The following is a 22,865-nucleotide window of genomic DNA, read 5'->3' as shown; positions in this document are numbered from 1 at the left end:
GCCTGCAGGCCGGCAGAGGGAAGCTTTGATGTTAAACCGTATCCGGATCTCGACCACGCTTTTCCTGATTTTGATTGTCTGCGGCGTTTTGCAGATTGGCAGTAATGGGTTGTCTTTTTGGGCTTTTCGTGACGATTTCCAGAACCTGAAAAGGGTTGAGGTTAGCAATCAGCAGCGCGACGCGTTAACCCAAAGCCGGGCCGCGTTACTGCAGGCCAGCAATGCCTTGAACCGGGCGGGCACGCTGACGGCACTCAGCTATCCACCGGACGATATTAAGCGCCTGATGGCGGATGCCCGCAGCAGCCTGAAGCAGGCGGATATGCTGTTTAACCAGTTCCTTGAAATCCCGCAGAAAGGGGGCGAGGCCGAGACAATGCTGGCGTCGACGAAAGAGAGCTATGCGGCATTCAGAGACGATCTCCAGCATCAGGCAACATGGCTCGAGAACAACCAGCTTTCCGACTTTATGACCGCGCCGGTACAGAAATCGCAGGGCGTTTTTGATGCGAACTTCAATGCCTGGCAGCAGAGCATTAATCAGATTGTGCAAACCGCGAGCGGCGACAGCCAGAAAAATTACCATATCTCTGCGGTGATATTCACCGTGGTGACGATCATCGCCGTGGTGCTGTTGCTCGGCTCCCTGGCCTGGTCGCGCAAGATGATTGTGCAGCCGCTGGCGATTGTCCGTAGCCACTTTGACAGCATCGCCGCTGGTGACCTGGCGAAGCCTATTTCGGTCTTCGGGCGCAATGAGATCTCGGAGATATTCGCCAGCCTGAAAAACATGCAGACGGCATTAAAAGAGACGGTCAGCCAGGTGCGCAGCGGCACTCGCTCAATGCACGCCGGTATTGGCGAAATTGCCGCAGGCAACAGCGACCTGTCGGCCCGCACTGAGCAACAGGCTGCTTCCCTGGCCGAAACCGCAGCCAGCATGGAACAGCTCACGGCTACGGTCGGGCAGAACGCCGATAACGCTCGCCAGGCCGCGCAGCTTTCCCGCAGCGCGGCTGATACCGCGAAACAGGGCGGGCAGCAGGCGGCAAATGTGGCAAATACCATGCGTGATATTGCGGGAAGTTCGCAGAAGATTAGTGATATTACCAGCGTGATCGACGGTATTGCGTTCCAGACCAATATCCTTGCGCTGAACGCGGCGGTAGAAGCGGCGCGCGCCGGGGAGCAGGGACGTGGTTTTGCGGTGGTTGCCGGGGAGGTTCGCAACCTGGCCAGCCGCAGCGCGCAGGCGGCCAAAGAGATCAAAGTGTTAATTGAAGAGTCCGTTGATCGCGTACAGCAGGGGTCGAAGCTGGTCGATACGGCGGCGACAACGATGGCTGAAATTGTCCGTTCGGTCACCCAGGTGAACGACATTATGGGCGAAATTGCCTCGGCGTCAGATGAACAGCGCCGTGGGATTGAGCAAGTCGCCCAGGCGGTCAGCCAGATGGATCAGGTCACGCAGCAAAACGCCGCGCTGGTGGAAGAAGCCGCCAGCGCCACCGATGCGCTGGCGGGGCAGGCTGAATATCTTTCCGGTGTGGTGGCGGTATTTCACCTGAGCGGTGCCGACGCTGAGCCCGCAGCCAGTGAATTCGCCGCGACCGGAGAATGGGTAACATCTTGAAGGGAATAAAGAAGGCGCTATGACATCATCGACGCCCACCGGGCAACAGTCATTAATGCTACAGATGACACAGCGTCTGCCGCTGTCCGACGCGCATTTTCGTCGGATATGCCAGTTGATCTATCAGCGTGCGGGTATCGTGCTGGCCGACCATAAACGGGACATGGTTTATAACCGTCTGGTTCGCCGCCTGCGTCTGCTGGGTCTGGATGATTTTGGCCGCTATTTAGGCATGCTTGAGGCCAACTCCAGCAGCGCCGAATGGCAGGCGTTTATCAACTCGCTGACCACTAACCTGACCGCTTTTTTTCGCGAAGGACACCATTTCCCCATTCTTGCGGAGCATGCCCGCAAACGCAGCGGGGACTATAAAGTCTGGAGCGCCGCGGCTTCGACTGGCGAAGAACCCTATTCCATCGCCATCACCCTGGCGGATGTGCTGGGGGGCGGCGCGGGCCGCTGGAAGGTGTTTGCCAGCGATATCGACACGCAAGTGCTGGAGAAAGCGCAGAGCGGCGTTTATCGCCAGGAAGAGCTGAAAACGCTTTCGCCGGTCCAGATGCAGCGCTATTTCATGCGCGGCACGGGGCCGCATGAGGGGCTGGTCCGGGTGCGCAGTGAACTGTCGAATCATATTGATTTTGCGCCGATCAACCTGCTGGACAAGCAGGCGCCGGTGCCGGGGCCGTTTGACGCCATTTTTTGCCGCAATGTAATGATTTATTTCGATAAACCTACACAGCAGGCGATTTTGCAGCGCTTTGTTCCGCTGCTGAAACCCGGCGGGCTGCTGTTTGCCGGGCATTCGGAGAACTTCAGTAACCTCAGCCGCGACTTCTGGCTGCGTGGTCAGACGGTCTATGGCCTGAGTAAGGAAAGAACATGACGAAAATACGTGTCTTATCGGTCGATGACTCTGCGCTGATGCGGCAGATAATGACGGAAATTATCAACAGTCATAGCGATATGGAAATGGTTGCTACCGCCCCGGACCCGCTGGTGGCGCGCGATCTGATTAAAAAGTTCAATCCGGATGTGTTAACGCTGGATGTCGAAATGCCGCGTATGGATGGCCTCGACTTCCTTGAAAAGCTGATGCGCCTGCGGCCTATGCCGGTGGTGATGGTTTCTTCGCTGACCGGTAAAGGCTCAGAAGTGACGCTGCGCGCGCTGGAACTGGGGGCGATCGACTTTGTGACCAAGCCGCAACTGGGCATTCGCGAAGGGATGCTGGCCTACAGCGAAATGATTGCTGAAAAGGTGCGAACCGCCGCCAGGGCTAAGATTGCCGCACATGCGCCAGCCGCCGTGCCAGCAACCCTGAAGGCCGGGCCGCTGCTGAGTTCGGAAAAATTGATTGCGATTGGGGCTTCAACCGGCGGTACCGAAGCGATTCGCCATGTGCTGCAGCCGCTGCCGCTTTCCAGCCCGGCGCTGTTGATTACCCAGCATATGCCGCCGGGTTTCACCCGTTCGTTCGCCGAACGGCTGAACAAGCTGTGCCAGATCAGCGTTAAAGAGGCAGAAGACGGCGAGCGCGTGCTGCCGGGCCATGCCTATATCGCCCCGGGCGATAAGCATATGGAGCTGGCGCGCAGCGGCGCAAACTATCAAATCAAATTACATGACGGCCCACCCGTGAACCGGCATCGCCCGGCCGTGGATGTGCTGTTCCATTCGGTGGCGAAACACGCGGGGCGTAACGCCGTGGGCGTGATCCTCACCGGGATGGGTAATGACGGTGCCGCCGGGATGCTGGCGATGCACCAGGCAGGGGCGTGGACCATAGCCCAAAACGAAGCAAGTTGTGTGGTGTTCGGCATGCCGCGTGAGGCCATCAATTCCGGTGGCGTCAGCGAAGTGGTCGATTTAAGCCAGGTTAGCCAGCAGATGCTGGCGAAAATTAGTGCCGGACAGGCAATACGTATTTAACTGAAGGAGCCCGGATTTTATGGCGGACAAAGAACTCAAGTTTCTGGTCGTAGACGACTTTTCAACCATGCGCCGTATCGTGCGTAACCTGCTTAAAGAGCTGGGTTTTAATAACGTTGAAGAAGCGGAAGACGGCGTAGATGCGCTGAACAAACTGCAGGCCGGTGGTTTTGGTTTTGTGATTTCTGACTGGAACATGCCGAACATGGACGGTCTGGAACTGCTGAAAACCATTCGTGCCGACGGCGCGATGTCAGCGATGCCGGTGCTGATGGTCACGGCAGAAGCGAAGAAAGAAAACATCATTGCAGCCGCACAGGCCGGGGCAAGCGGCTACGTCGTTAAGCCATTCACTGCGGCAACACTGGAAGAGAAACTGGGCAAAATTTTCGAAAAGCTCGGCATGTAAGGAGGCGCAAATGCACTCATCAACAAACCCGGCAACAGAGATACACGAGCATTCACCGACCGATATCATTGCACGTATCGGCAGCCTGACCCGTATGCTGCGCGACAGCCTGCGTGAACTGGGGCTCGACCAGGCTATTGCTGAAGCGGCTGAAGCTATTCCTGATGCCCGCGATCGCCTGGACTATGTCGTGCAGATGACCGCGCAGGCCGCCGAGCGCGCCCTGAACTGTGTGGAGCTGTCTCAGCCTCACCAGAACCAGCTGGAAAGCGAAGCGAAAGCGCTGAGCGGCCGCTGGGATGCATGGTTTGAAAATCCGATCGAGCTGAAAGATGCGCGCGAACTGGTGACCGATACCCGCAGCTACCTGTCAGGCGTCCCGGAGCACACCAGCTTCACCAACGCCCAACTGCTGGAAATCATGATGGCGCAGGATTTCCAGGACCTTACCGGCCAGGTTATCAAGCGCATGATGGACGTTATCCAGGAGATCGAACGCCAGCTGTTGATGGTGCTGTTGGAAAACATGCCGGAGCCGGACGCTCGCGCCAGGCGCGTGAATGAAGGCTTGCTGAACGGCCCGCAGCTTGATGCTACCGCCGCCGGCGTGGTGGCAAGCCAGGATCAGGTTGATGATTTGCTGGACAGCTTAGGCTTTTAAAATAGCGGCGGCCGCTCTCACGTGCGTGGGGGAGGCCGCTCGTTAACGTCAAAATAAACGTACAAAAACGTTTGTAATTCCTCTATTAGCCCAACCGTGCTCTGGCATGCTGTCCTTGAAAATGCGGCCACGAGATTGTTGCGGTGTCTGAAGATAGCGATCAGGAAAAAACAGAAGCCCCCACGGCCCACCGACTTGAAAAGGCGCGTGAAGAGGGGCAGATCCCGCGTTCCCGTGAACTGACTTCCCTGCTGATGTTGCTGGTGGGGCTGTGCATTATCTGGATGGGCGGAGCGTCGCTGGGCAAGATGCTCGGCGCGATGCTGTCTGATGGCTTGCACTTTGACCATAAAATCATCAACGACCCCAGCCTGATCGTGAATCAGATTAGCCATTTGATAAAACTTGCGGTGATGGCGCTGCTGCCGCTGATCTCCGGCCTGGTTATTGTCGCGATAGCCGCGCCGATGCTGCTGGGGGGCGTGAACTTTAGCGCCAAGTCGATCAAGTTCAATCTCGGCAAGCTCAACCCGATTGCCGGTATTAAGCGAATGTTTTCCATGCAGACGGCAGCCGAGCTGCTCAAGGCGCTGCTGAAAGCGGTGCTGGTGGGCTGCGTGGCCGCCTGGTATTTGTGGCACAACTGGCCGGCGATGATGCGCCTGATGAGTGAGTCTCCGGTTACTGCCCTGGCCAGCGCGCTCAACATGGTGGCGCTTTGCGCCCTGCTGGTGATTCTGGGCCTCATCCCTATGGTGGGATTTGACGTCTTCTTCCAGATCTACAGCCACATTAAAAAGTTACGCATGACCCGCCAGGACATTCGTGACGAGTACAAACAGAACGAGGGTGACCCGCACATTAAAGGGCGTATTCGTCAGCAACAAAGAGCCATTGCCCGCCGTCGCATGATGGCCGATGTGCCAAAAGCTGACGTTATTGTGACCAACCCGACCCACTATGCGGTGGCCCTGCAGTACGACGAAAACAAAATGAGCGCGCCTAAAGTCCTGGCGAAAGGTGCCGGACTGATCGCTCAGCGTATTAAAGAAATTGGTAATGAAAACCGCATCCCGATGCTGGAAGCCCCCCCGCTGGCGCGTGCGCTGTACCGCCATGCGGAAATTGGGCAGCAGATCCCCGGCCAGCTTTATTCTGCCGTGGCGGAAGTGCTGGCCTGGGTCTGGCAGCTGCGCCGCTGGCGCGTAGCGGGCGGTTTAATTCCGAAGAAACCTGAAAATCTGCCGGTGCCTGAGGCGCTGGACTTTGCAAACGAGAAGGACTCCGATGGCTAATCTGGCTGCGATGTTGCGCCTGCCGGGCAACATGAAATCTGGGCAATGGCAAATTCTTGCGGGACCGGTACTGATCCTGCTGATTCTGTCGATGATGGTGCTGCCGCTGCCGCCGTTTGTCCTCGACCTGCTGTTTACCTTTAACATCGCGCTGTCGATCATGGTGCTGCTGGTGGCGATGTTCACCCAGCGCACGCTGGATTTCGCGGCATTCCCGACCATTCTGCTGTTTACCACTTTGCTGCGCCTTGCGCTGAACGTAGCGTCTACCCGAATTATCCTGCTTGAAGGCCATACCGGCGCGGCGGCGGCGGGTAAAGTGGTTGAAGCCTTTGGCCACTTCCTGGTGGGCGGCAACTTCGCCATCGGTATCGTGGTGTTTATCATCCTCGTTATCATCAACTTTATGGTTATCACCAAGGGTGCAGGGCGTATCGCCGAAGTTGGAGCGCGTTTTGTGCTGGACGGGATGCCGGGTAAACAGATGGCGATTGATGCCGATCTGAACGCCGGGATCATTGGTGAAGAGGAGGCGAAAAAACGCCGCTCGGAAGTGACCCAGGAAGCGGATTTCTACGGCTCGATGGACGGGGCAAGTAAGTTTGTGCGCGGCGACGCCGTGGCCGGGCTTATCATCATGGTGATTAACGTGGTGGGCGGCCTGATGGTCGGGGTTATCCAGCACGATATGGCGATGGGGGCGGCAGCACAGAGCTATACGTTGCTGACCATCGGTGACGGCCTGGTAGCGCAGATCCCGGCGCTGGTGATTTCCACCGCAGCGGGCGTGATCGTTACCCGCGTGGCGACTGACCAGGACGTCGGCGAGCAGATGGTGACCCAGCTGTTCAACAACCCGCGCGTGATGCTGTTGGCCGCTGGCGTACTGGGACTGCTCGGCATGGTGCCGGGCATGCCGAACTTTGTTTTCCTGCTGTTTACCGCAGCGTTACTGGGCTTAGCCTGGTGGATGCGTGGCCGCCAGATGGCCGCGCCGGAAGCGCCTCAGCCGGTGAAAATGCCGGAAAATGCTCAGGCTGTGGAAGCCACCTGGAATGACGTACAGCTGGAAGATCCGCTGGGCATGGAAGTGGGTTATCGTCTGATTCCGATGGTGGATTTCCAGCAGGATGGCGAACTGCTGGGCCGTATTCGCAGTATTCGTAAAAAATTCGCCCAGGAGATGGGGTTCCTGCCGCCGGTGGTGCATATCCGCGACAATATGGATCTGCCCCCTGCGCGCTACCGTATTTTGATGAAGGGCGTAGAAATCGGCAGCGGGGATGCTTATCCTGGTCGCTGGCTGGCGATCAACCCCGGCACGGCCGCCGGGACGTTACCGGGCGAGGCGACCATTGATCCGGCCTTTGGCCTGGCTGCCATCTGGATTGAAAGCGCGTTGAAAGAGCAGGCGCAGATTCAGGGCTTTACCGTGGTTGAAGCGAGTACCGTGGTGGCCACACACCTGAACCACCTTATCGGGCAGTTTGCGCCAGAGCTTTTTGGCCGTCAGGAAGCGCAGCAGCTGCTTGACCGCGTAACGCAGGAAATGCCGAAGCTGACGGAAGATCTCATCCCGGCAGTGGTGACGCTGACCACGCTGCATAAAGTGCTGCAAAACCTGCTGGAAGAGAAGGTGCCTATCCGCGATATGCGCACCATTCTCGAAACGCTGGCGGAGCACGCGCCTATTCAAAGCGATCCGCATGAGCTTACCGCCGTGGTTCGCGTGGCGCTGGGCAGGGCTATCACGCAGCAATGGTTCCCTGGCACCGGTGAAGTGCAGGTTATCGGCCTGGATGCTTCCCTTGAACGTCTGCTGCTGCAGGCGCTGCAGGGCGGGGGCGGTCTTGAACCGGGGCTGGCGGATCGCCTGCTGGAACAGACTCAGGATGCGTTACAGCGCCAGGAAATGCTGGGTGCGCCGCCGGTGCTGTTGGTGAACCACGCCCTGCGTCCGCTGCTGGCGCGTTTCTTACGCAGAACCTTGCCGCAGCTGGTGGTGCTTTCTAGCCTGGAGCTGTCCGACAACCGCAACATCCGCATGACGGCCACAATCGGAGCGAAATAAATGAAAGCGTTACTTTTGATGCTGCTGGTGCCGTTTGGCGCGCTGGCGTTAGGTGAGGGCTCGTGGCAGGACAGTGGCATTGGCGTGACCCTGAGCAACCGGGGCGTGTCGGCCTCGTCCCGCCCGTTGAAACCGATGCAGCCCGTCAGCGGCAGAATGACGCTGATTGCCTGGACCTACGTGCTGGATGGCCCGACGCCTGCGGGGCTGACCGTCAAACTTTGTTCGCCAACGAATTGCACCCCGCTTGAGGGGGAAAATGGCACCACGCGCGGCCTGACCAACACCGATGCAAATCAGCCCTTACGGTTTGTCTGGGAAGTGCCGGGCGGTGGTTCTATGTATCCGCCGCTGCGGGTGCGTAGTAATCAGGTTATCGTTAACTACGTCCAGTAAGCCTCTGGTTTCGCCAACCGGGCTGTATGCGTGTTAATGCATTGTTCTCCTGACAATGTCTGATTCGTCTAAAAAAGAAAACCCGGCACAGTGGCCGGGTTTGTTGTTTCTACGTCTGAGACTTACATACGTTCTACGGTGTTGATACCCAACGTGTCCAGACCCAGCTTCAGCGTTTTTGCGGTAAGCAGCGCCAGCTTCAGGCGGCTATTGCGGGTCGCTTCATCGGCGGCGCTGAGAATCGGGCAGTGCTCGTAGAAGCCGGAGAACAGGCCGGCAACATCGTACAGATAGGCACACATCACATGCGGCGTACCGTCGCGAGCTACCACGTTCAGTGTCTCTTCAAACTGCAGCAGGCGGGCGGCCAACTGGGCTTCACGATCTTCTGTAATGATGACCTTCGCTTTCAGCAGTTCAGCTTCGTCGAGGTCGGCTTTACGGAACACGGACAGGACGCGGGTGTAAGCGTACTGCATGTACGGCGCGGTGTTCCCTTCGAAGGCCAGCATGTTGTCCCAGTCGAAGATGTAGTCGGTGGTACGGCTCTTGGACAGGTCGGCGTATTTCACCGCGCCAATGCCGACGGCTTTGGCCAGGTTTTCCAGTTCGTCCGCAGGCATGTCCGGGTTCTTCGCTGCAACCAGACCGCGGGCGCGCTCCATTGCCTCATCCAGCAGGTCGGTCAGCTTCACGGTGCCGCCGGAGCGGGTTTTGAACGGCTTGCCGTCTTTGCCCAGCATCATGCCGAACATCTGGTGTTCCAGGGTGACGGACTCAGGCACGTAGCCTGCTTTACGCACGATGGTCCACGCCTGCATCAGGTGCTGGTGCTGACGGGAGTCGATGAAGTAGAGCACGCGGTCGGCATGCAGGGTTTCGTAGCGATATTTGGCACAGGCGATATCGGTGGTGGTGTACAGGTACCCGCCATCTTTCTTCTGGATGATAACACCCATCGGGTCGCCGTCTTTGTTCTTGAACTCGTCCAGGAACACCACGGTTGCGCCTTCGCTTTCTACCGCCAGACCTTTTTCTTTCAGATCAGTGACGATGCCCGGCAGCATTGGGTTATAGAGGCTTTCGCCCATCACATCATCGCGGGTCAGCGTCACGTTGAGGCGTTCGTAGGTTTTCTGGTTCTGCGTCATGGTGATGTCGACCAGCTTGCGCCACATCTCACGGCAGTATTCATCGCCGCCCTGTAGCTTAACCACGTAACCACGGGCGCGCTCGGCAAAGACTTCGTCTTCGTCGTAGTGTTTTTTGGCCGCACGGTAAAACTCTTCCAGGTCGGCCAGCGCCATTTCGCCCGCGTTTTCCTGCTGTTGTTTTTCCAGGAACGCGATCAGCATGCCGAACTGAGTACCCCAGTCGCCAACGTGGTTGGCACGGATGACTTTGTGGCCAAGGAACTCGAGGGTACGCACTGCCGCGTCACCGATGATGGTGGAGCGGATATGGCCCACGTGCATTTCTTTGGCAACGTTTGGCGCGGAATAGTCGACGACGATAGTTTGCGGTTCAGACACGCTCACGCCAACGCGATCGGACGCTACGGCCTCATCGATGTTTTTCGCCAGAAATGCCGGGTCGAGGAAGATGTTGATAAAGCCTGGACCGGCAATCTCTACTTTGCTGGCGATCCCGGTTAGATCGAGGTTAGCGATGACCTTCTCTGCAACCTGTCGCGGCGGCATGCCCAGCGTTTTGGCAACGGACATCACGCCATTGGCCTGATAGTCGCCGAACTGGACTTTTGCTGACTGACGAACCTGCGGTTCGCAGTCCGCTGGCGCACCTGCAGCAATCAGCGCCTGGCTGACTTTTTCTGAGAGAAGAGACTGAATATTCACCGGGATACCTTACAATTTGTACTGGGCTGCCACATCAAGGGCCGCCTAAAAATGAGGAAAGAAAACAGGGCGTGAGTATAACGTTATTTGCGCTCTGACGTCAGCAAAAGCCTCGCTTGCGGGCAATGCAATTATTATTAACGGCGCAATGAATAACCATTCATCGGTATTTGGCTCTGACGGGGAGTTGGCGACCTGCCAGGAACAGGGTAGATTACGCGGTTTCTGAAAAAGAGGATGGCGGCATGGCACACTGGCAGGCGGTAGATGAACTGCATGATATTTCGGCAGATCTGCCAAGATTTACGAAAGCGTTAACAGAACTTGCCACCCGGCTTGGGCTGGAGATTGCGCCCCTGGATGCCGATCACATTTCTTTGCGCTGCCACCAGAACGCGACTGCCGAACGCTGGCGTGCAGGGCTGGAAAAATGTGGCACGCTGCTGAGTGAAAATATCATCAATGGCCGCCCGATCTGTTTATTCAAGCTCGATGAGCCGGTGTGCGTTGAACACTGGCGGTTTACGGTTGTGGAACTGCCGTGGCCTGGGGAAAAACGTTACCCGCATGAAGGCTGGGAACACGTTGAAATTGTGCTGCCGGGCGAACCAGCAACGCTTAACGCCCGGGCGCTGGACTTGTTGTCTGACGCCGGGCTGCGTGAAACGGGCATTTCGGTGAAAACCAGCTCGCCTAAAGGCGATCGCGAAAGATTGCCTAACCCAACGCTTGCGGTCACCGACGGTAAAGTGACCATCAAATTCCATCCCTGGAGTATTGAGCAGATCGTTGCCAGCGAACAGGCCGACTGATTAGCGCTGTTGCACCGCGTTTTGCAGGCGGTTGATGGCTTCATCAAGGAGTGCCGCCGTGCAGCCAAAATTGATTCGGACAAACTGTTGCTCGCCAAAATCTATGCCGGGAGAAAAGCCCAGCCCGGCGTTGAGGAAGAATTCCGCCGGGTTCTCTATGCCTAATCCGCTGGCATCAACCCAGCCGAGATAAGTGGCTTCCGGCGATATCATCGTTAAACCTGGCGTGGCATTTACCGCTTGCGTCAGCCTGTCCCGGTTAGCGCGCAGATAAACCAGCAGCGCCTGCAGCCACGCATCGCCGTCTCGCCAGGCCGCTTCCGCCGCCGTCAGGGCAAGAATATCTACCTCCGGAACAATGCCCGCCCGCGCGGCTTTGAATCTACGCCGCAGTTCAGGATTGGGAATAACCGCCACCGAGGCGCCAAGCCCGGCAATATTAAAGGTTTTGGACGGGGAGAGTAGCGTCACCGAACGCTGCGCAGCATCTTCACTTAATGTCGCGAAAGGAATGTGTGTTACGCCGGGCTCAAGCAATAAGTCACAGTGGATTTCGTCGGAACAGACAATTAAATCGTGGCGCTGCGCAAAGGCCAGATGCTGCTCGAGTTCGTTACGGCGGTAAACCGTGCCGCCTGGGTTCTGCGGGTTGCAAAGCATTAATAGTTTTTCATTCCCCGTCATACCAGCCGCTAATGCCTCAAGCTCGAGAATCCAGCGTTTTTCTTTCAGCCTGAGCGGCGCGTTAATCTGCGTACGCTGTGCAAGGTTGGAAGCTTTACGAAACGGCGGGTATATCGGCGTCGGGGCTATCGTCGATTCAGAGGCGGCGGTAAAGGCTCGAACGCAGAGATTCAGGCCGGAAACAACGCCAGGCAAAAAGACCAGCCATTCGGGTTTGATGCGCCACTGGTAGCGGCTGGCGAGTCTTTCGGTGAGAACATCTATCAGTTCATGCGGGCGCTTGCCGTAGCCAAATACGCCGTGCCGGACGCGCGCCTGAAGTGCCTCAAGAATGCAGGACGGGGAGCGAAAATCCATATCAGCTACCCACATGGGCAGCACGTTTTCAGCAAATTTATTCCACTTCGAACTGTCGGTGTGACGCCTGTCGATCCCTTCATCAAAATTGAATGCCATAGTACGCTACCTTTTTGTGAACCTCTTTTAAGATTATCATTCAGTGACGGGGACACAACCGGCGAACTGCAGGTTTTATCAGGAGTAATCAATGGCTTTGCTTGAAATATGCTGTTATGGAATAGATTGTGCGGTGACTGCAGAACAGGCGGGTGCGGACAGAATTGAACTCTGCTCGGCGCCTAAAGAAGGTGGGCTGACACCCTCTGCTGGCGTGCTGCGTCAGGTGCGAAAGAAAGTGTCGATCCCGGTGCATCCGATAATTCGCCCGCGCGGCGGTGATTTTTGCTACACCGACGGCGAATTTGCCACCATGCTCGAGGATATTGCATTTGTGCGCGAACTCGGTTTCCCTGGGTTTGTGATCGGGATGCTGGATGAAGACGGCAATATTGATTTACCGCGGATGGAGCAGGTGATGCAGGCCGCTGAGGGCATGGCCGTGACGTTCCACCGGGCTTTTGATATGTGCCATCATCCGCTGCAGGCGTTTGAGCAACTGGCGGCGTTAGGCGTAGCGAGAATACTGACTTCAGGGCAGCAGCAAACGGCTGAAACGGGAATCTCACTTCTTCGGGAACTAAAACAGCATTCTGGTGCTCCAATTATTATGGCTGGCGCAGGCGTGCGTCTGAGCAACCTCAATAAGTTTGTTGCAAACGGCATTGAGGAGCTGCACAGCTCGGCGGGGCGGTCGGTGCCTTCCCCGATGCGCTATCGCAAAGCAGGCGTGTCGATGAGCGCCGATGCTGAAGCCGATGAATTTAATCGCTACTGCGTGGATGGTGATGTAGTAGCGGCCATGAAAAACGCGCTTGCGGGCGCAAACTCGCCGCGCTGAAAAGATTTCTACCGCGCATCATGTCGCCCAATATGATGCTTGCTCGTACCAGGCCCCGGCGTATTGCTGGGGCTTTTTTTATTTTGTAACCAGTGACGCGTTGTGTAACGGATTCTGCATTTTCTGCACACATTGTTTAACATCGTTTGCCAGCCACTGACGTTACAAAACACCCCATTGTGAATAATCCTCTCCGACAACTATCCATGTTAGAGGGAATTAAAAATGAAAAAAATAACTGCAACTGTCATCCTGGCTCTGTCATCCGTCTTTGCATCTGCCGCTTTTGCCGCACCGTTGCCTCAAGTACTTAACGGTAGCGCTGCTGGTGAGGAGCAGATTGGCGTTGTGTCCGTTCGAGGCGTATCCGGTAGCACCGATGACGCCATCAATCAGCTCCAGGTCAAAGCCGAAAAAATTGGCGGCAGCAAAATTAATATTACTGGCCTAAGCACCCCGAGCGACTCCAGCCTGTGGAGCGGAACCGCACAGGTCTATCGCTAAACGGTAGCGAAGATAAAAAACCCGGCAATCAGCGCCGGGTTTTTTATTTGCGGATTATGGCTTGCGGGCTACCAGAACGGCACGACGCGGGGCAGGATAACCTTCAATGGTTTTGCTGCTGTCGTTCGGGTCAAGGAAGTCACCCAGCGATTCGGTGATCATCCACGACGTGCGGCGCTGTTCTTCCTGAGTGGTGACGCAGTGGTCGACAATTTTCACGTCGACAAAACCGCATTTCTCCAGCCAGTTCTTCAATGCCAGCGCGGACGGGATGTAGTAAACGTTGCGCATCTGCGCGTAACGCTCGCCCGGCACTAAGACGGTATTTTCATCGCCTTCCACGACCAGCGTTTCCAGCACCAGTTCTCCCTCTTTGACCAGCTGATTTTTCAACTGCCAGAGGTGATCCAGCGGCGAGCGGCGATGGTAAAGCACGCCCATCGAGAACACGGTATCAAAGGCATTCAGCTCCGGAAGCTGCTCAATACCCAGCGGCAGAACGTGGGCGCGCTGATCGTTGCCCAACAGCTTGCGCACGGCTTCGAACTGGCAAATAAACAGCTGCATCGGGTCAATACCAACTGCCAACTGCGCGCCTGCGCCAATCATGCGCCACAGGTGATAGCCGCTGCCGCAGCCCACGTCGAGGATGGTTCGCCCGGCAAGAGGGGAGATATGTCGCAAGACGCGATCCCATTTAAGATCTGAGCGCCATTCGGTGTCGATATCTACGCCATACAGTGAGTAGGGCCCTTTGCGCCAGGGCATCAGGTTGCGGAGCAGCTTTTCAATGCCAAGCTGTTGGCCTTCGCTTAGCGGCGTGGCAGATTCAGCGGTGACGCTGTGCAAGAGGTCCAGACGATGAGGCGTCATCTCCGGCAGATAGTTCACCGTGTTGTACCAGTGCTTGAACTGGCCGTGCAGGGATTCACGCTGCCAGCTGGCAATTTGCGCGGGCAGGGTTTCCAGCCACGGGGCCAGGTGGTTTTTTGCAATCAGCTGATAAAAATTACCGAAATCAATCACGCGACTTCTCCGGATTTGACGGCTACCAGAGAGCCAAAGTTAAAGCACTGGAACCACAGTTCGGCGTGCTCAAAGCCCGCCTGCTTGAGGCGTTTTTTATGGGTTTCGACCGAGTCGGTCAGCATCACGTTTTCCAGCATGCTGCGCTTCTGGCTGATTTCCAGTTCGCTGTAGCCGTTGGCGCGCTTAAAGTCGTGGTGCATGTTAAACAGCAGTTCGCCGACTTCGGCATCTTCAAAGCTGAATTTCTCGGAAAGCACCAGCGCGCCGCCCGGCTTCAGGCCCTGCCAGATTTTATTCAGCAACAGTTGACGGTCGTCGGGCTCAAGGAATTGCAGCGTGAAATTCAGCACCACCATCGAGGCATTTTCGATGGCGATATGGCGGATATCGCCTTCGATGACCTCGACGGGCGTTTGCGCTTTAAAGGCGTCAAGATGACGACGGCAGCGTTCGACCATCGCCGGCGAGTTGTCGACGGCGATGATTTTGCAGCTATCATGATGAATGTTGCGTCGTACCGATAATGTTGCCGCGCCCAAAGAGCAGCCGAGGTCGTAAACCTGGCTGTGGGGCTGCACGAAGCGCTCCGCCAGCATGCCAATCATGGAGATAATATTGGAGTAACCTGGCACCGAGCGCTGGATCATATCGGGGAAGACTTCGGCTACCCGTTCATCAAAGGTCCAGTCGCCCAGTTTGGCTATCGGGGCGGAAAACAGCGTATCGCGGTCAGACATAACGTTAAATCCGGAAATTCGAAAGGGGCGTATTTTGCGTTAATGGAGCGAGAAAACCAACTCCCACGGCATATACCATAAGTTAGCCAGTACCATCAGCAGCAGCGCGCACCAGGTGGCGCTCATGCCGGAACGACGCCAGCGAATAAGACGATGATGGTATCCGTAGTAATGCAGCAGGCGTCCGGCCAGCAGCATAATACCGCAAATATGCACCATCCAGGTTTCGGCGCCGTCCATCTCCATCAGCAATAAAAGCAGCAGGGAAATGGGAATGTATTCCACCGCATTACCGTGAATGCGAATGGCGCTTTGGAGTTCACTAAAGCCACCGTCGCCGTAGGAGACGCGGTACTGCATTCGCAGGCGAACAACGTCGAACGAAAACTTAATTAACAGCAGAGCAGCCAGCACCGCATAAAGCGCGCTTACCATATTAACTCCATGTCGAAATAGTTACGGCTCAGGCTATGATAGCTCGCAAGTGAAGCACTGTCGCTAGTGGTCAGAAAAGTGTGGCCTGCTGTGGGATAGCGGGCGGGGCACCTATTTCAGGGAAAGCGTGCTGCAGCGCGGGCCACAGGGTATGAACCAGCTCCGGCGCCTGGGCGATGTCCGGGGTGTGCAGAAACAGGTAGGGTGTTGTTTTCGTCGCCCATTCTGGCAGTTTTTTTAACCAGACATCGAACAGGGCGGCGTTTTGTTCCATGTTGTCGCTGCCGATAAACCGCACCAGCGGGTTTGAAGCGGTCACGATGGCATGCACCGGGACTTTGGGCTTTTTACGCTGGGCCTCTCGTACCGCTTCGTTGTGCGGTACTGCGCTGTGAATCGGGCGGCTGTCGAGAATGGCACGATTCACTTTCCGTTCATGCAGGCCGCGATTCAGCGTCTGTTCATCCGCACCTTTGTCGAAAAAGGCCGGGTGCCGCACTTCAACGCCATAGGTGAATTCTGCGGGCAATGCATCCAGAAAATTCCATAACGACGGGAGATCGCCAGGCCCGAAGGTGGCAGGTAACTGCAGCCAGTATTGGCCTATTCTGCCCGCCAGTGGTGACATACGTTCGAAAAACTCGGCGGTGAGATCGCCGCAGTTGCGAAGGGCTGCGGTATGGGAAATGGTGGCGGGAAATTTAAAACAGAAGCGAAAACTGTCGCCTGTCATTTCCCGCCAGCGCTGTACGATTTCCGCTTTTGGCAGAGCGTACAGCGTGGTGTTGCCTTCCACACAGTTGAAGTGGCGAGCATAATCTTCCAGCGACGTGATGCCCAGCCGGTTCCATTTCGGGTGCTGCCACTGAGGAAGGCCGATATAAATCATAGCGAAGCGATTATCTCTTCGGTGCTGCGAATGCGGGAGATGCGCGGGAAGATGAACTTAAGGCTGTGATTATGCTGCTCGGCGCTGGCTGCGCTGCAGGCATCCTCAGCCAGAACTAATGAGAACCCCATTTCCCAGGCGTTACGGGCGGTGGACTCGACGCCAATATTGGTTGAAATGCCGCAAAGGACGATGGTGTCGATGCCGCGGCGGCGCAATTGTAGCTCGAGATCGGTGCCGTAAAACGCGCCCCACTGGCGTTTAGTGACTTCAATGTCGCTCTCTTTTTTACCGAGCGCAGTCGGATAGCTCCACCAGTTTTCAGGCAGGGCATGGCCCGGAGGGGCGGCATCAACAGGTTGTTTTAGCGCTTCAGCGTAATCGGCCGACCAGCCCACGCGTACCATCACCACCGGCGAACCGTTAGCGCGGAATTTTTCCGCCAGGCGCGCTGCACGAGCCACGACGTCGCTGGCGCCGTGCGGGCCACCGGCAAACGGTAAAATGCCGTCCTGCAGGTCAATCACCACCAGGGCAGTACGAGATGCGTTGAGTTGTGTCATTGTGACTCCGGTTAACATTGGGGTTAAGGGTCAATACCTTACGCTGGAAGCCAGGTTGCTGAGTTTACAAATTTTGTTAATTTTTGTGAGAATCTGCAATATCGGCGCTGCGATTCGCGCCAGTCGGCGGTTTCGGGGTTATCGCCAGCCATTATTTCCAGTATAATAGCCCCCTTTTTTCATCCAGTTGTGACAGTCGAAATAGCTGCCACCAAAGCGCCTGCCGTCGCAGGTGGCGGGTCGCGTGCAGCTGATTAAGGGATATCTCATGCGTACAGTATATTGCGGGCAGCTCAATCAATCCCATGTGGGACAGCAAGTAACGCTTAGTGGGTGGGTCAATCGTCGCCGTGACCTCGGTAGCCTTATCTTTATTGATATGCGCGATCGTGAAGGCATCGTGCAGGTGTTTTTCGACCCGGACCGTCAGGAAGCGTTCCAGCTCGCCTCTGAACTGCGTAATGAGTTCTGTATTCAGGTTGTTGGCACCGTGCGTGCTCGCGACGAGCGCAACGTTAATAAAGATATGGCGACCGGTGAAGTGGAAGTGTTTGCCACCGAACTGACCATCATCAACCGCTCTGACGTGCTGCCGCTGGACTCCAACCACGTTAATACCGAAGAAGCGCGCCTGAAGTACCGTTATCTGGATCTTCGCCGCCCAGAAATGGCTCAGCGCCTGAAAACTCGTGCAAAAATTACCAGCTTCGTGCGCCGCTTTATGGACGACCACGGTTTCCTCGATATCGAAACCCCAATGCTGACCAAAGCCACGCCAGAAGGTGCACGTGACTATCTGGTGCCTTCACGCGTCCATAAAGGCAAATTCTACGCGTTGCCGCAGTCTCCTCAGCTGTTCAAACAGCTGCTGATGATGTCCGGCTTTGACCGCTACTATCAGATCGTGAAATGTTTCCGCGACGAAGACCTGCGCGCTGACCGTCAGCCAGAATTTACCCAGATCGACGTTGAAACGTCCTTCATGACCGCGCCACAGGTGCGTGAAGTGATGGAAGATCTGGTGCGCAAACTGTGGATCAATACCATTAACGTTGACCTGGGCGACTTCCCGGTGATGACTTTCGCCGAAGCTGAGCGCCGCTACGGTTCCGACAAGCCGGACCTGCGTAACCCGCTGGAGCTGGTGGATGTGGCTGACCTGGTCAAAGACGTAGAGTTTAAAGTCTTCTCTGGCCCGGCAAACCACGCGAAAGGCCGCGTTGCCGCGCTGCGTGTGCCGGGTGGCGCACAGATCAGCCGTAAACAGATTGACGACTACGGCAAGTTCATTGAAATTTACGGCGCTCGCGGCCTGGCGTACATCAAGGTTAACGAGCGTGCGAAAGGCATTGAAGGCATCACCAGCCCGGTCGCCAAGTTCCTGAACGCGGATATCGTTGAAGCTATCTTGGCACGTACTGGCGCAGCCGACGGTGACATGATCTTCTTCGGCGCGGACAGCAAGAAAGTGGTTGCCGACGCGCTGGGCGCACTGCGTCTGAAAATCGGTAAAGACCTGCAGATTACCGATGAGAAAAAATGGGCACCGCTGTGGGTGGTTGACTTCCCAATGTTTGAAGACAACGGTGAAGGCGGCCTGACCGCGATGCATCACCCGTTCACCGCGCCAAAAGACATGACGCCGGAAGAACTGGCGGCTCAGCCGGAAACCGCGATTGCCAACGCCTACGATATGGTTATCAACGGCTACGAAGTGGGTGGTGGCTCCGTGCGTATTCACAACGGTCAGATGCAGCAGACCGTGTTCGGCATTCTGGGCATCAACGAGCAGGAACAGCGCGAGAAATTTGGCTTCCTGCTGGATGCGCTGAAGTACGGCACGCCGCCTCATGCAGGCCTGGCGTTTGGTCTGGATCGCCTGACCATGCTGCTGACCGGCACCGACAACATCCGTGACGTTATCGCCTTCCCGAAAACCACGGCTGCCGCCTGTCTGATGACCGAAGCACCAAGCTTCGCTAACCCGGCTTCGCTTGCCGAGCTGGGGATTGAAGTCATCAAAAAGGCAGAGAAAAACTGATGCCTTATAAGCGTCCCGTTTCGGTTCTGGTGGTCATTTACGCAGAAGATACGAAGCGGGTGCTGATGTTACAGCGGCGCGACGATCCGGATTTTTGGCAGTCGGTCACCGGCAGCCTCGAAGAAGGGGAAAGCGCGCTGCATGCCGCCCGGCGTGAAGTAAAGGAAGAGGTCGCTATCGACGTGTTCAATGAGCCTCTGTCGTTAGTTGACTGCCAGCGCCGGGTGGAGTTTGAGATATTTACTCATTTGCGTCATCGCTATGCGCCGGGGATCACGCGCAATACGGAATCGTGGTTCTGTCTTGCGCTGCCTCATGAACGCCAGATTACGATTACCGAACATCTGGCCTGGAAATGGGTGCCCGCCGAAGAGGCGGCCCTGATGACCAAGTCATGGAGCAACCGGCAGGCGATTGAAGAGTTTGTAATTGATGCCGCCTGATACAGGCGCTTTTGGAGATTGTTATGGCAGGTCATAGTAAGTGGGCCAACACGAAACACCGCAAAGCGGCACAGGATGCCAAGCGCGGTAAGATTTTCACCAAAATTATTCGCGAGCTGGTGACGGCTGCCCGTCTGGGCGGCGGCGATGCAGGGTCTAACCCGCGTCTGCGCGCAGCTATCGATAAAGCGTTGTCAAACAACATGACGCGCGACACCCTGAACCGTGCGATTGCACGTGGCGTGGGCGGCGATGATGATGCGAACATGGAAACCATCATTTATGAAGGTTACGGCCCTGGCGGCTCTGCCGTGATGGTGGAATGTCTGAGCGACAACCGTAACCGTACCGTTGCCGAAGTACGCCACGCGTTCAACAAATGCGGCGGGAACCTGGGCACCGACGGCTCCGTAGCTTATCTGTTCAGCAAGAAAGGCGTTATCTCCTTCGAAGCTGGCGACGAAGATCAGATCATGGAAGCGGCGCTGGAAGCCGGTGCTGAAGACGTCGTGACTTTCGATGACGGTGCTATCGACGTTTACACCGCGTGGGAAGAGATGGGCGCAGTGAAAGATGCGCTGGAAGCGGCGGGCCTGAAGGCGGACAACGCAGAAGTTTCAATGATCCCTTCCACCAAAGCAGACATGGATGCGGACACCGCGCCTAAGCTGATGCGTCTGATCGACATGCTGGAAGATTGTGATGACGTGCAGGAGGTTTACCACAACGGTGAGATCTCCGACGAGGTGGCTGCTACCCTTTAATGGCGCAGCCAATATCTGACCTGTACTCAGGAGACGCGTGATGGCGATTATTCTCGGCATCGACCCGGGGTCACGCGTCACCGGTTACGGCGTTATTCGCCAGACCGGGCGGCAGTTGACCTATCTGGGTAGCGGCTGTATCCGAACGCAGGTTGCCGACTTACCCTCGCGTCTGAAGCTTATCTACGCGGGGGTGAGCGAAATCATTACCCAGTTCCAGCCCGAGTATTTTGCCATCGAGCAGGTGTTTATGGCGAAAAATGCGGATTCCGCGCTTAAGCTGGGGCAGGCGCGCGGCGCGGCCATTGTCGCGGCGGTGAATGCGGACCTGCCGGTGTTTGAGTACGCGGCACGTCAGGTAAAGCAAACCGTGGTGGGCATAGGCAGCGCGGAGAAAAGTCAGGTGCAGCACATGGTGCGCACGTTGCTTAAGCTTCCGGCTAATCCTCAAGCTGATGCGGCGGATGCGTTGGCTATCGCCATCACGCATTGCCATGTGACGCAAAACGCGGCCCAGATGAGCGAATCGCGGCTCAACCTGGCGCGGGGACGATTAAAATAATTAAGGCTGGATATCTATCCAGCCTTTTTTATATCATAGCGTTACTTTTTCGCGCATCAACGTAAAAACGCAGGAGCACAATGTGATAGGTCGACTCAGAGGCATCGTTCTGGAAAAGCAGCCCCCATTGGTATTGCTGGAAACCAACGGCGTGGGTTACGAAGTTTATATGCCGATGACCTGCTTCTATGAGCTGCCGGACATTGGCAAAGAAGCGGTGGTGTTCACTCAGTTCGTGGTGCGTGAAGACGCTCAACTGCTCTACGGGTTTAACAATAAGCAGGAACGGACGCTGTTTCGCGAGCTGATTAAAGTAAACGGTGTAGGGCCAAAACTGGCGCTGGCTATTCTTTCCGGGATGTCGGCTCAGCAATTTGTTAACGCCGTCGAGCGTGAAGAAATTGGCTCCCTGATCAAGCTACCGGGCGTGGGTAAGAAAACCGCCGAACGCCTGATCGTTGAAATGAAAGACCGCTTCAAAGGCATGCATGGCGACCTGTTTACGCCGGCGGCCGATCTGGTGCTGACCTCGCCGGATAACGGCCAGGCGGACGATGCGGAGCAGGAAGCCGTTGCCGCCCTCGTTTCTCTGGGCTATAAACCACAGGAAGCCAGCCGTATGGTCAGCAAAGTGGGCCGCGCCGGTGCCGACAGCGAAACCCTGATCCGCGAAGCGCTCCGCGCGGCGCTATGAGGTAGAGGATGATTGAAGCAGACCGCCTGGTATCCCCAGGAAATATTACCCAGGATGAGCTAATCGATCGTGCCATTCGCCCGAAGCTGCTCGAAGAGTATGTCGGGCAGCCGCACGTGCGCTCGCAGATGGAAATCTTTATTCAGGCGGCCAAGCTGCGCGGCGATGCGCTCGATCATCTGCTGATTTTTGGCCCTCCGGGGCTGGGGAAAACCACCCTGGCTAACATCGTGGCCAACGAGATGGGCGTGAATTTGCGAACCACCTCCGGTCCGGTGCTGGAAAAAGCCGGCGATCTGGCGGCGATGCTGACCAATCTTGAGCCTCACGACGTACTGTTTATTGATGAGATTCACCGTCTTTCCCCGGTGGTGGAAGAAGTGCTGTATCCGGCGATGGAAGACTATCAGCTGGATATCATGATTGGCGAAGGCCCCGCTGCACGTTCGATTAAAATCGATCTCCCTCCGTTCACCCTGATTGGCGCGACCACCCGCGCGGGCTCCCTGACTTCGCCGCTGCGCGACCGTTTCGGCATTGTGCAGCGCCTGGAATTTTATCAGGTGGCCGATCTGCAGCATATTGTCGGGCGCAGCGCCAGCGTGCTTGGGCTGGAGATGAGCGATGATGGTGCTCTGGAAGTTGCCCGCCGCGCACGCGGTACGCCGCGTATTGCTAACCGTTTACTTCGCCGCGTGCGCGACTTTGCCGAAGTGAAGCATGACGGGGCGATTACTGCCGAAGTAGCAGCGCAGGCGCTGGACATGCTGAATGTGGATAGCGAAGGGTTTGATTACATGGACCGTAAGCTGTTGCTGGCGGTGATCGACAAGTTCCTCGGCGGCCCGGTTGGGCTGGATAACCTTGCCGCAGCGATAGGCGAGGAGCGAGAAACCATTGAGGATGTGCTGGAGCCGTTCCTGATTCAGCAGGGTTTCCTGCAGCGAACGCCGCGCGGGCGTATTGCGACGCCGCGGGCCTGGACTCACTTTGGTATTGTCCCTCCGGCTCAGCCGTGAATATTCCGCAATAAAAAAGGCGCCTCAGGGCGCCTTCAGATTGATGACAAAGTCCTGGCCGTGAGGCCGGGACTTTGATCTAATAAGGTCAGTGCAAAAAACGGACTGACCGCCATGCTCAGAGAACTTTCCCCGCAGC

24 protein-coding genes are annotated in these 22,865 nt (G+C 56.5%); 17 read left to right on the top strand and 7 right to left on the bottom strand.

Annotated elements, in window-relative coordinates; translation table 11 throughout:
- Nucleotides 1-28: 28 nt before the first annotated feature.
- The 8 genes from B9Y90_RS19750 (at nucleotide 29) to flhE (ending at nucleotide 8,397) form a co-directional block, all read left to right on the top strand.
- Nucleotides 29-1,633, top strand: a complete 1,605-nt coding sequence (locus B9Y90_RS19750; RefSeq protein ID WP_085542274.1) for a methyl-accepting chemotaxis protein — start codon at nucleotides 29-31, stop codon at nucleotides 1,631-1,633.
- A gap of 19 nt (nucleotides 1,634-1,652) precedes the next feature.
- Complete coding sequence (cheR, locus tag B9Y90_RS19745) at nucleotides 1,653-2,519, top strand: protein-glutamate O-methyltransferase CheR (protein ID WP_008453898.1); 867 nt, start codon at nucleotides 1,653-1,655, stop codon at nucleotides 2,517-2,519.
- Entirely contained in the window at nucleotides 2,516-3,565 is a 1,050-nt protein-coding gene (locus B9Y90_RS19740) for a protein-glutamate methylesterase/protein-glutamine glutaminase (protein ID WP_039294605.1), read from the top strand. Before cheR ends, B9Y90_RS19740 begins: the two co-directional genes overlap by 4 nt.
- Nucleotides 3,566-3,584: 19 nt before the next feature.
- Complete coding sequence (gene cheY / locus B9Y90_RS19735; protein ID WP_008453900.1) at nucleotides 3,585-3,974, top strand: chemotaxis response regulator CheY; 390 nt, start codon at nucleotides 3,585-3,587, stop codon at nucleotides 3,972-3,974.
- A 10-nt stretch (nucleotides 3,975-3,984) separates the two neighbouring features.
- Nucleotides 3,985-4,635, top strand: coding sequence for a protein phosphatase CheZ (cheZ, locus tag B9Y90_RS19730; protein WP_045782960.1), 651 nt, complete (start codon nucleotides 3,985-3,987; stop codon nucleotides 4,633-4,635).
- 143 nt (nucleotides 4,636-4,778) lie between these two features.
- Entirely contained in the window at nucleotides 4,779-5,930 is a 1,152-nt protein-coding gene (gene flhB, locus B9Y90_RS19725; protein WP_008453902.1) for a flagellar biosynthesis protein FlhB, read from the top strand.
- Nucleotides 5,923-8,001 carry a flagellar biosynthesis protein FlhA gene (gene flhA, locus B9Y90_RS19720; protein WP_039294601.1) on the top strand — a complete coding sequence of 693 codons (2,079 nt, stop codon included), beginning with the start codon at nucleotides 5,923-5,925 and terminating at the stop codon, nucleotides 7,999-8,001. The genes flhB and flhA overlap by 8 nt, the downstream gene beginning before the upstream one ends.
- Nucleotides 8,002-8,397 carry a flagellar protein FlhE gene (gene flhE / locus B9Y90_RS19715; RefSeq protein ID WP_085542273.1) on the top strand — a complete coding sequence of 132 codons (396 nt, stop codon included), beginning with the start codon at nucleotides 8,002-8,004 and terminating at the stop codon, nucleotides 8,395-8,397. It begins immediately after the preceding gene.
- 122 nt (nucleotides 8,398-8,519) lie between these two features.
- On the opposite strand, the gene argS is transcribed toward flhE, so the two are convergent.
- Nucleotides 8,520-10,253: an arginine--tRNA ligase gene (gene argS, locus B9Y90_RS19710; protein ID WP_085542272.1), complete on the bottom strand. Its 1,734-nt coding sequence runs from the start codon at nucleotides 10,251-10,253 to the stop codon at nucleotides 8,520-8,522.
- A gap of 245 nt (nucleotides 10,254-10,498) precedes the next feature.
- Between argS and B9Y90_RS19705 the strand changes: the two genes are divergently transcribed.
- Complete coding sequence (locus B9Y90_RS19705) at nucleotides 10,499-11,065, top strand: VOC family protein (protein WP_085542271.1); 567 nt, start codon at nucleotides 10,499-10,501, stop codon at nucleotides 11,063-11,065.
- On the opposite strand, the gene B9Y90_RS19700 is transcribed toward B9Y90_RS19705, so the two are convergent.
- On the bottom strand, nucleotides 11,066-12,205 hold the full coding sequence (locus B9Y90_RS19700) for a MalY/PatB family protein (protein ID WP_085542270.1): 1,140 nt from the start codon (nucleotides 12,203-12,205) through the stop codon (nucleotides 11,066-11,068). It abuts the gene before it with no gap.
- A 91-nt stretch (nucleotides 12,206-12,296) separates the two neighbouring features.
- On the opposite strand from B9Y90_RS19700, the gene cutC reads away from it, so the two are divergent.
- Both cutC and B9Y90_RS19690 read left to right on the top strand, forming a co-directional pair.
- Nucleotides 12,297-13,046 (top strand): copper homeostasis protein CutC, encoded by a 750-nt coding sequence (gene cutC, locus B9Y90_RS19695; protein WP_085542269.1) that lies wholly within the window; start codon nucleotides 12,297-12,299, stop codon nucleotides 13,044-13,046.
- A gap of 225 nt (nucleotides 13,047-13,271) precedes the next feature.
- On the top strand, nucleotides 13,272-13,550 hold the full coding sequence (locus B9Y90_RS19690) for a YdgH/BhsA/McbA family protein (protein WP_039294590.1): 279 nt from the start codon (nucleotides 13,272-13,274) through the stop codon (nucleotides 13,548-13,550).
- 54 nt (nucleotides 13,551-13,604) lie between these two features.
- Here the strand turns inward: B9Y90_RS19690 and cmoB are convergent, their stop codons facing one another.
- The 5 genes from cmoB to B9Y90_RS19665 all read right to left on the bottom strand — a co-directional run bounded on the left by cmoB (nucleotide 13,605) and on the right by B9Y90_RS19665 (nucleotide 17,203).
- On the bottom strand, nucleotides 13,605-14,576 hold the full coding sequence (gene cmoB / locus B9Y90_RS19685; protein WP_085542268.1) for a tRNA 5-methoxyuridine(34)/uridine 5-oxyacetic acid(34) synthase CmoB: 972 nt from the start codon (nucleotides 14,574-14,576) through the stop codon (nucleotides 13,605-13,607).
- Nucleotides 14,573-15,316: a carboxy-S-adenosyl-L-methionine synthase CmoA gene (gene cmoA, locus B9Y90_RS19680; RefSeq protein ID WP_039294586.1), complete on the bottom strand. Its 744-nt coding sequence runs from the start codon at nucleotides 15,314-15,316 to the stop codon at nucleotides 14,573-14,575. Before cmoA ends, cmoB begins: the two co-directional genes overlap by 4 nt.
- A 39-nt stretch (nucleotides 15,317-15,355) precedes the next feature.
- Nucleotides 15,356-15,751 (bottom strand): MAPEG family protein, encoded by a 396-nt coding sequence (locus B9Y90_RS19675; RefSeq protein ID WP_039294583.1) that lies wholly within the window; start codon nucleotides 15,749-15,751, stop codon nucleotides 15,356-15,358.
- 70 nt (nucleotides 15,752-15,821) lie between these two features.
- Nucleotides 15,822-16,640 carry a DUF72 domain-containing protein gene (locus tag B9Y90_RS19670; RefSeq protein WP_085542267.1) on the bottom strand — a complete coding sequence of 273 codons (819 nt, stop codon included), beginning with the start codon at nucleotides 16,638-16,640 and terminating at the stop codon, nucleotides 15,822-15,824.
- Nucleotides 16,637-17,203 (bottom strand): hydrolase, encoded by a 567-nt coding sequence (locus tag B9Y90_RS19665; protein ID WP_085542266.1) that lies wholly within the window; start codon nucleotides 17,201-17,203, stop codon nucleotides 16,637-16,639. Before B9Y90_RS19665 ends, B9Y90_RS19670 begins: the two co-directional genes overlap by 4 nt.
- 268 nt (nucleotides 17,204-17,471) lie before the next feature.
- Between B9Y90_RS19665 and aspS the strand changes: the two genes are divergently transcribed.
- From aspS to ruvB, 6 genes are all read left to right on the top strand, one after another.
- Nucleotides 17,472-19,244: an aspartate--tRNA ligase gene (aspS, locus tag B9Y90_RS19660; protein ID WP_085542265.1), complete on the top strand. Its 1,773-nt coding sequence runs from the start codon at nucleotides 17,472-17,474 to the stop codon at nucleotides 19,242-19,244.
- Nucleotides 19,244-19,687: a dihydroneopterin triphosphate diphosphatase gene (gene nudB / locus B9Y90_RS19655; RefSeq protein WP_085542264.1), complete on the top strand. Its 444-nt coding sequence runs from the start codon at nucleotides 19,244-19,246 to the stop codon at nucleotides 19,685-19,687. Before aspS ends, nudB begins: the two co-directional genes overlap by 1 nt.
- A gap of 23 nt (nucleotides 19,688-19,710) precedes the next feature.
- Nucleotides 19,711-20,451: a YebC/PmpR family DNA-binding transcriptional regulator gene (locus B9Y90_RS19650; protein WP_039294570.1), complete on the top strand. Its 741-nt coding sequence runs from the start codon at nucleotides 19,711-19,713 to the stop codon at nucleotides 20,449-20,451.
- 40 nt (nucleotides 20,452-20,491) lie between these two features.
- A complete protein-coding gene (gene ruvC, locus B9Y90_RS19645) occupies nucleotides 20,492-21,013 on the top strand; it encodes a crossover junction endodeoxyribonuclease RuvC (RefSeq protein WP_016536954.1) in 522 nt (173 codons plus the stop codon).
- Nucleotides 21,014-21,095: 82 nt separating this feature from the next.
- Nucleotides 21,096-21,707 (top strand): Holliday junction branch migration protein RuvA, encoded by a 612-nt coding sequence (gene ruvA / locus B9Y90_RS19640; RefSeq protein WP_008453936.1) that lies wholly within the window; start codon nucleotides 21,096-21,098, stop codon nucleotides 21,705-21,707.
- 8 nt (nucleotides 21,708-21,715) lie between these two features.
- Nucleotides 21,716-22,726 carry a Holliday junction branch migration DNA helicase RuvB gene (gene ruvB, locus B9Y90_RS19635; protein WP_008453938.1) on the top strand — a complete coding sequence of 337 codons (1,011 nt, stop codon included), beginning with the start codon at nucleotides 21,716-21,718 and terminating at the stop codon, nucleotides 22,724-22,726.
- Nucleotides 22,727-22,865 lie beyond the last annotated feature (139 nt).

Source organism: Cedecea sp. NFIX57 (assembly GCF_900177785.1).
Lineage (GTDB): Bacteria > Pseudomonadota > Gammaproteobacteria > Enterobacterales > Enterobacteriaceae > Cedecea > Cedecea neteri_C.
The sequence above is the reverse complement of the archived record's forward strand: the minus strand, read 5'-3'. Positions and strand labels throughout refer to the sequence as shown.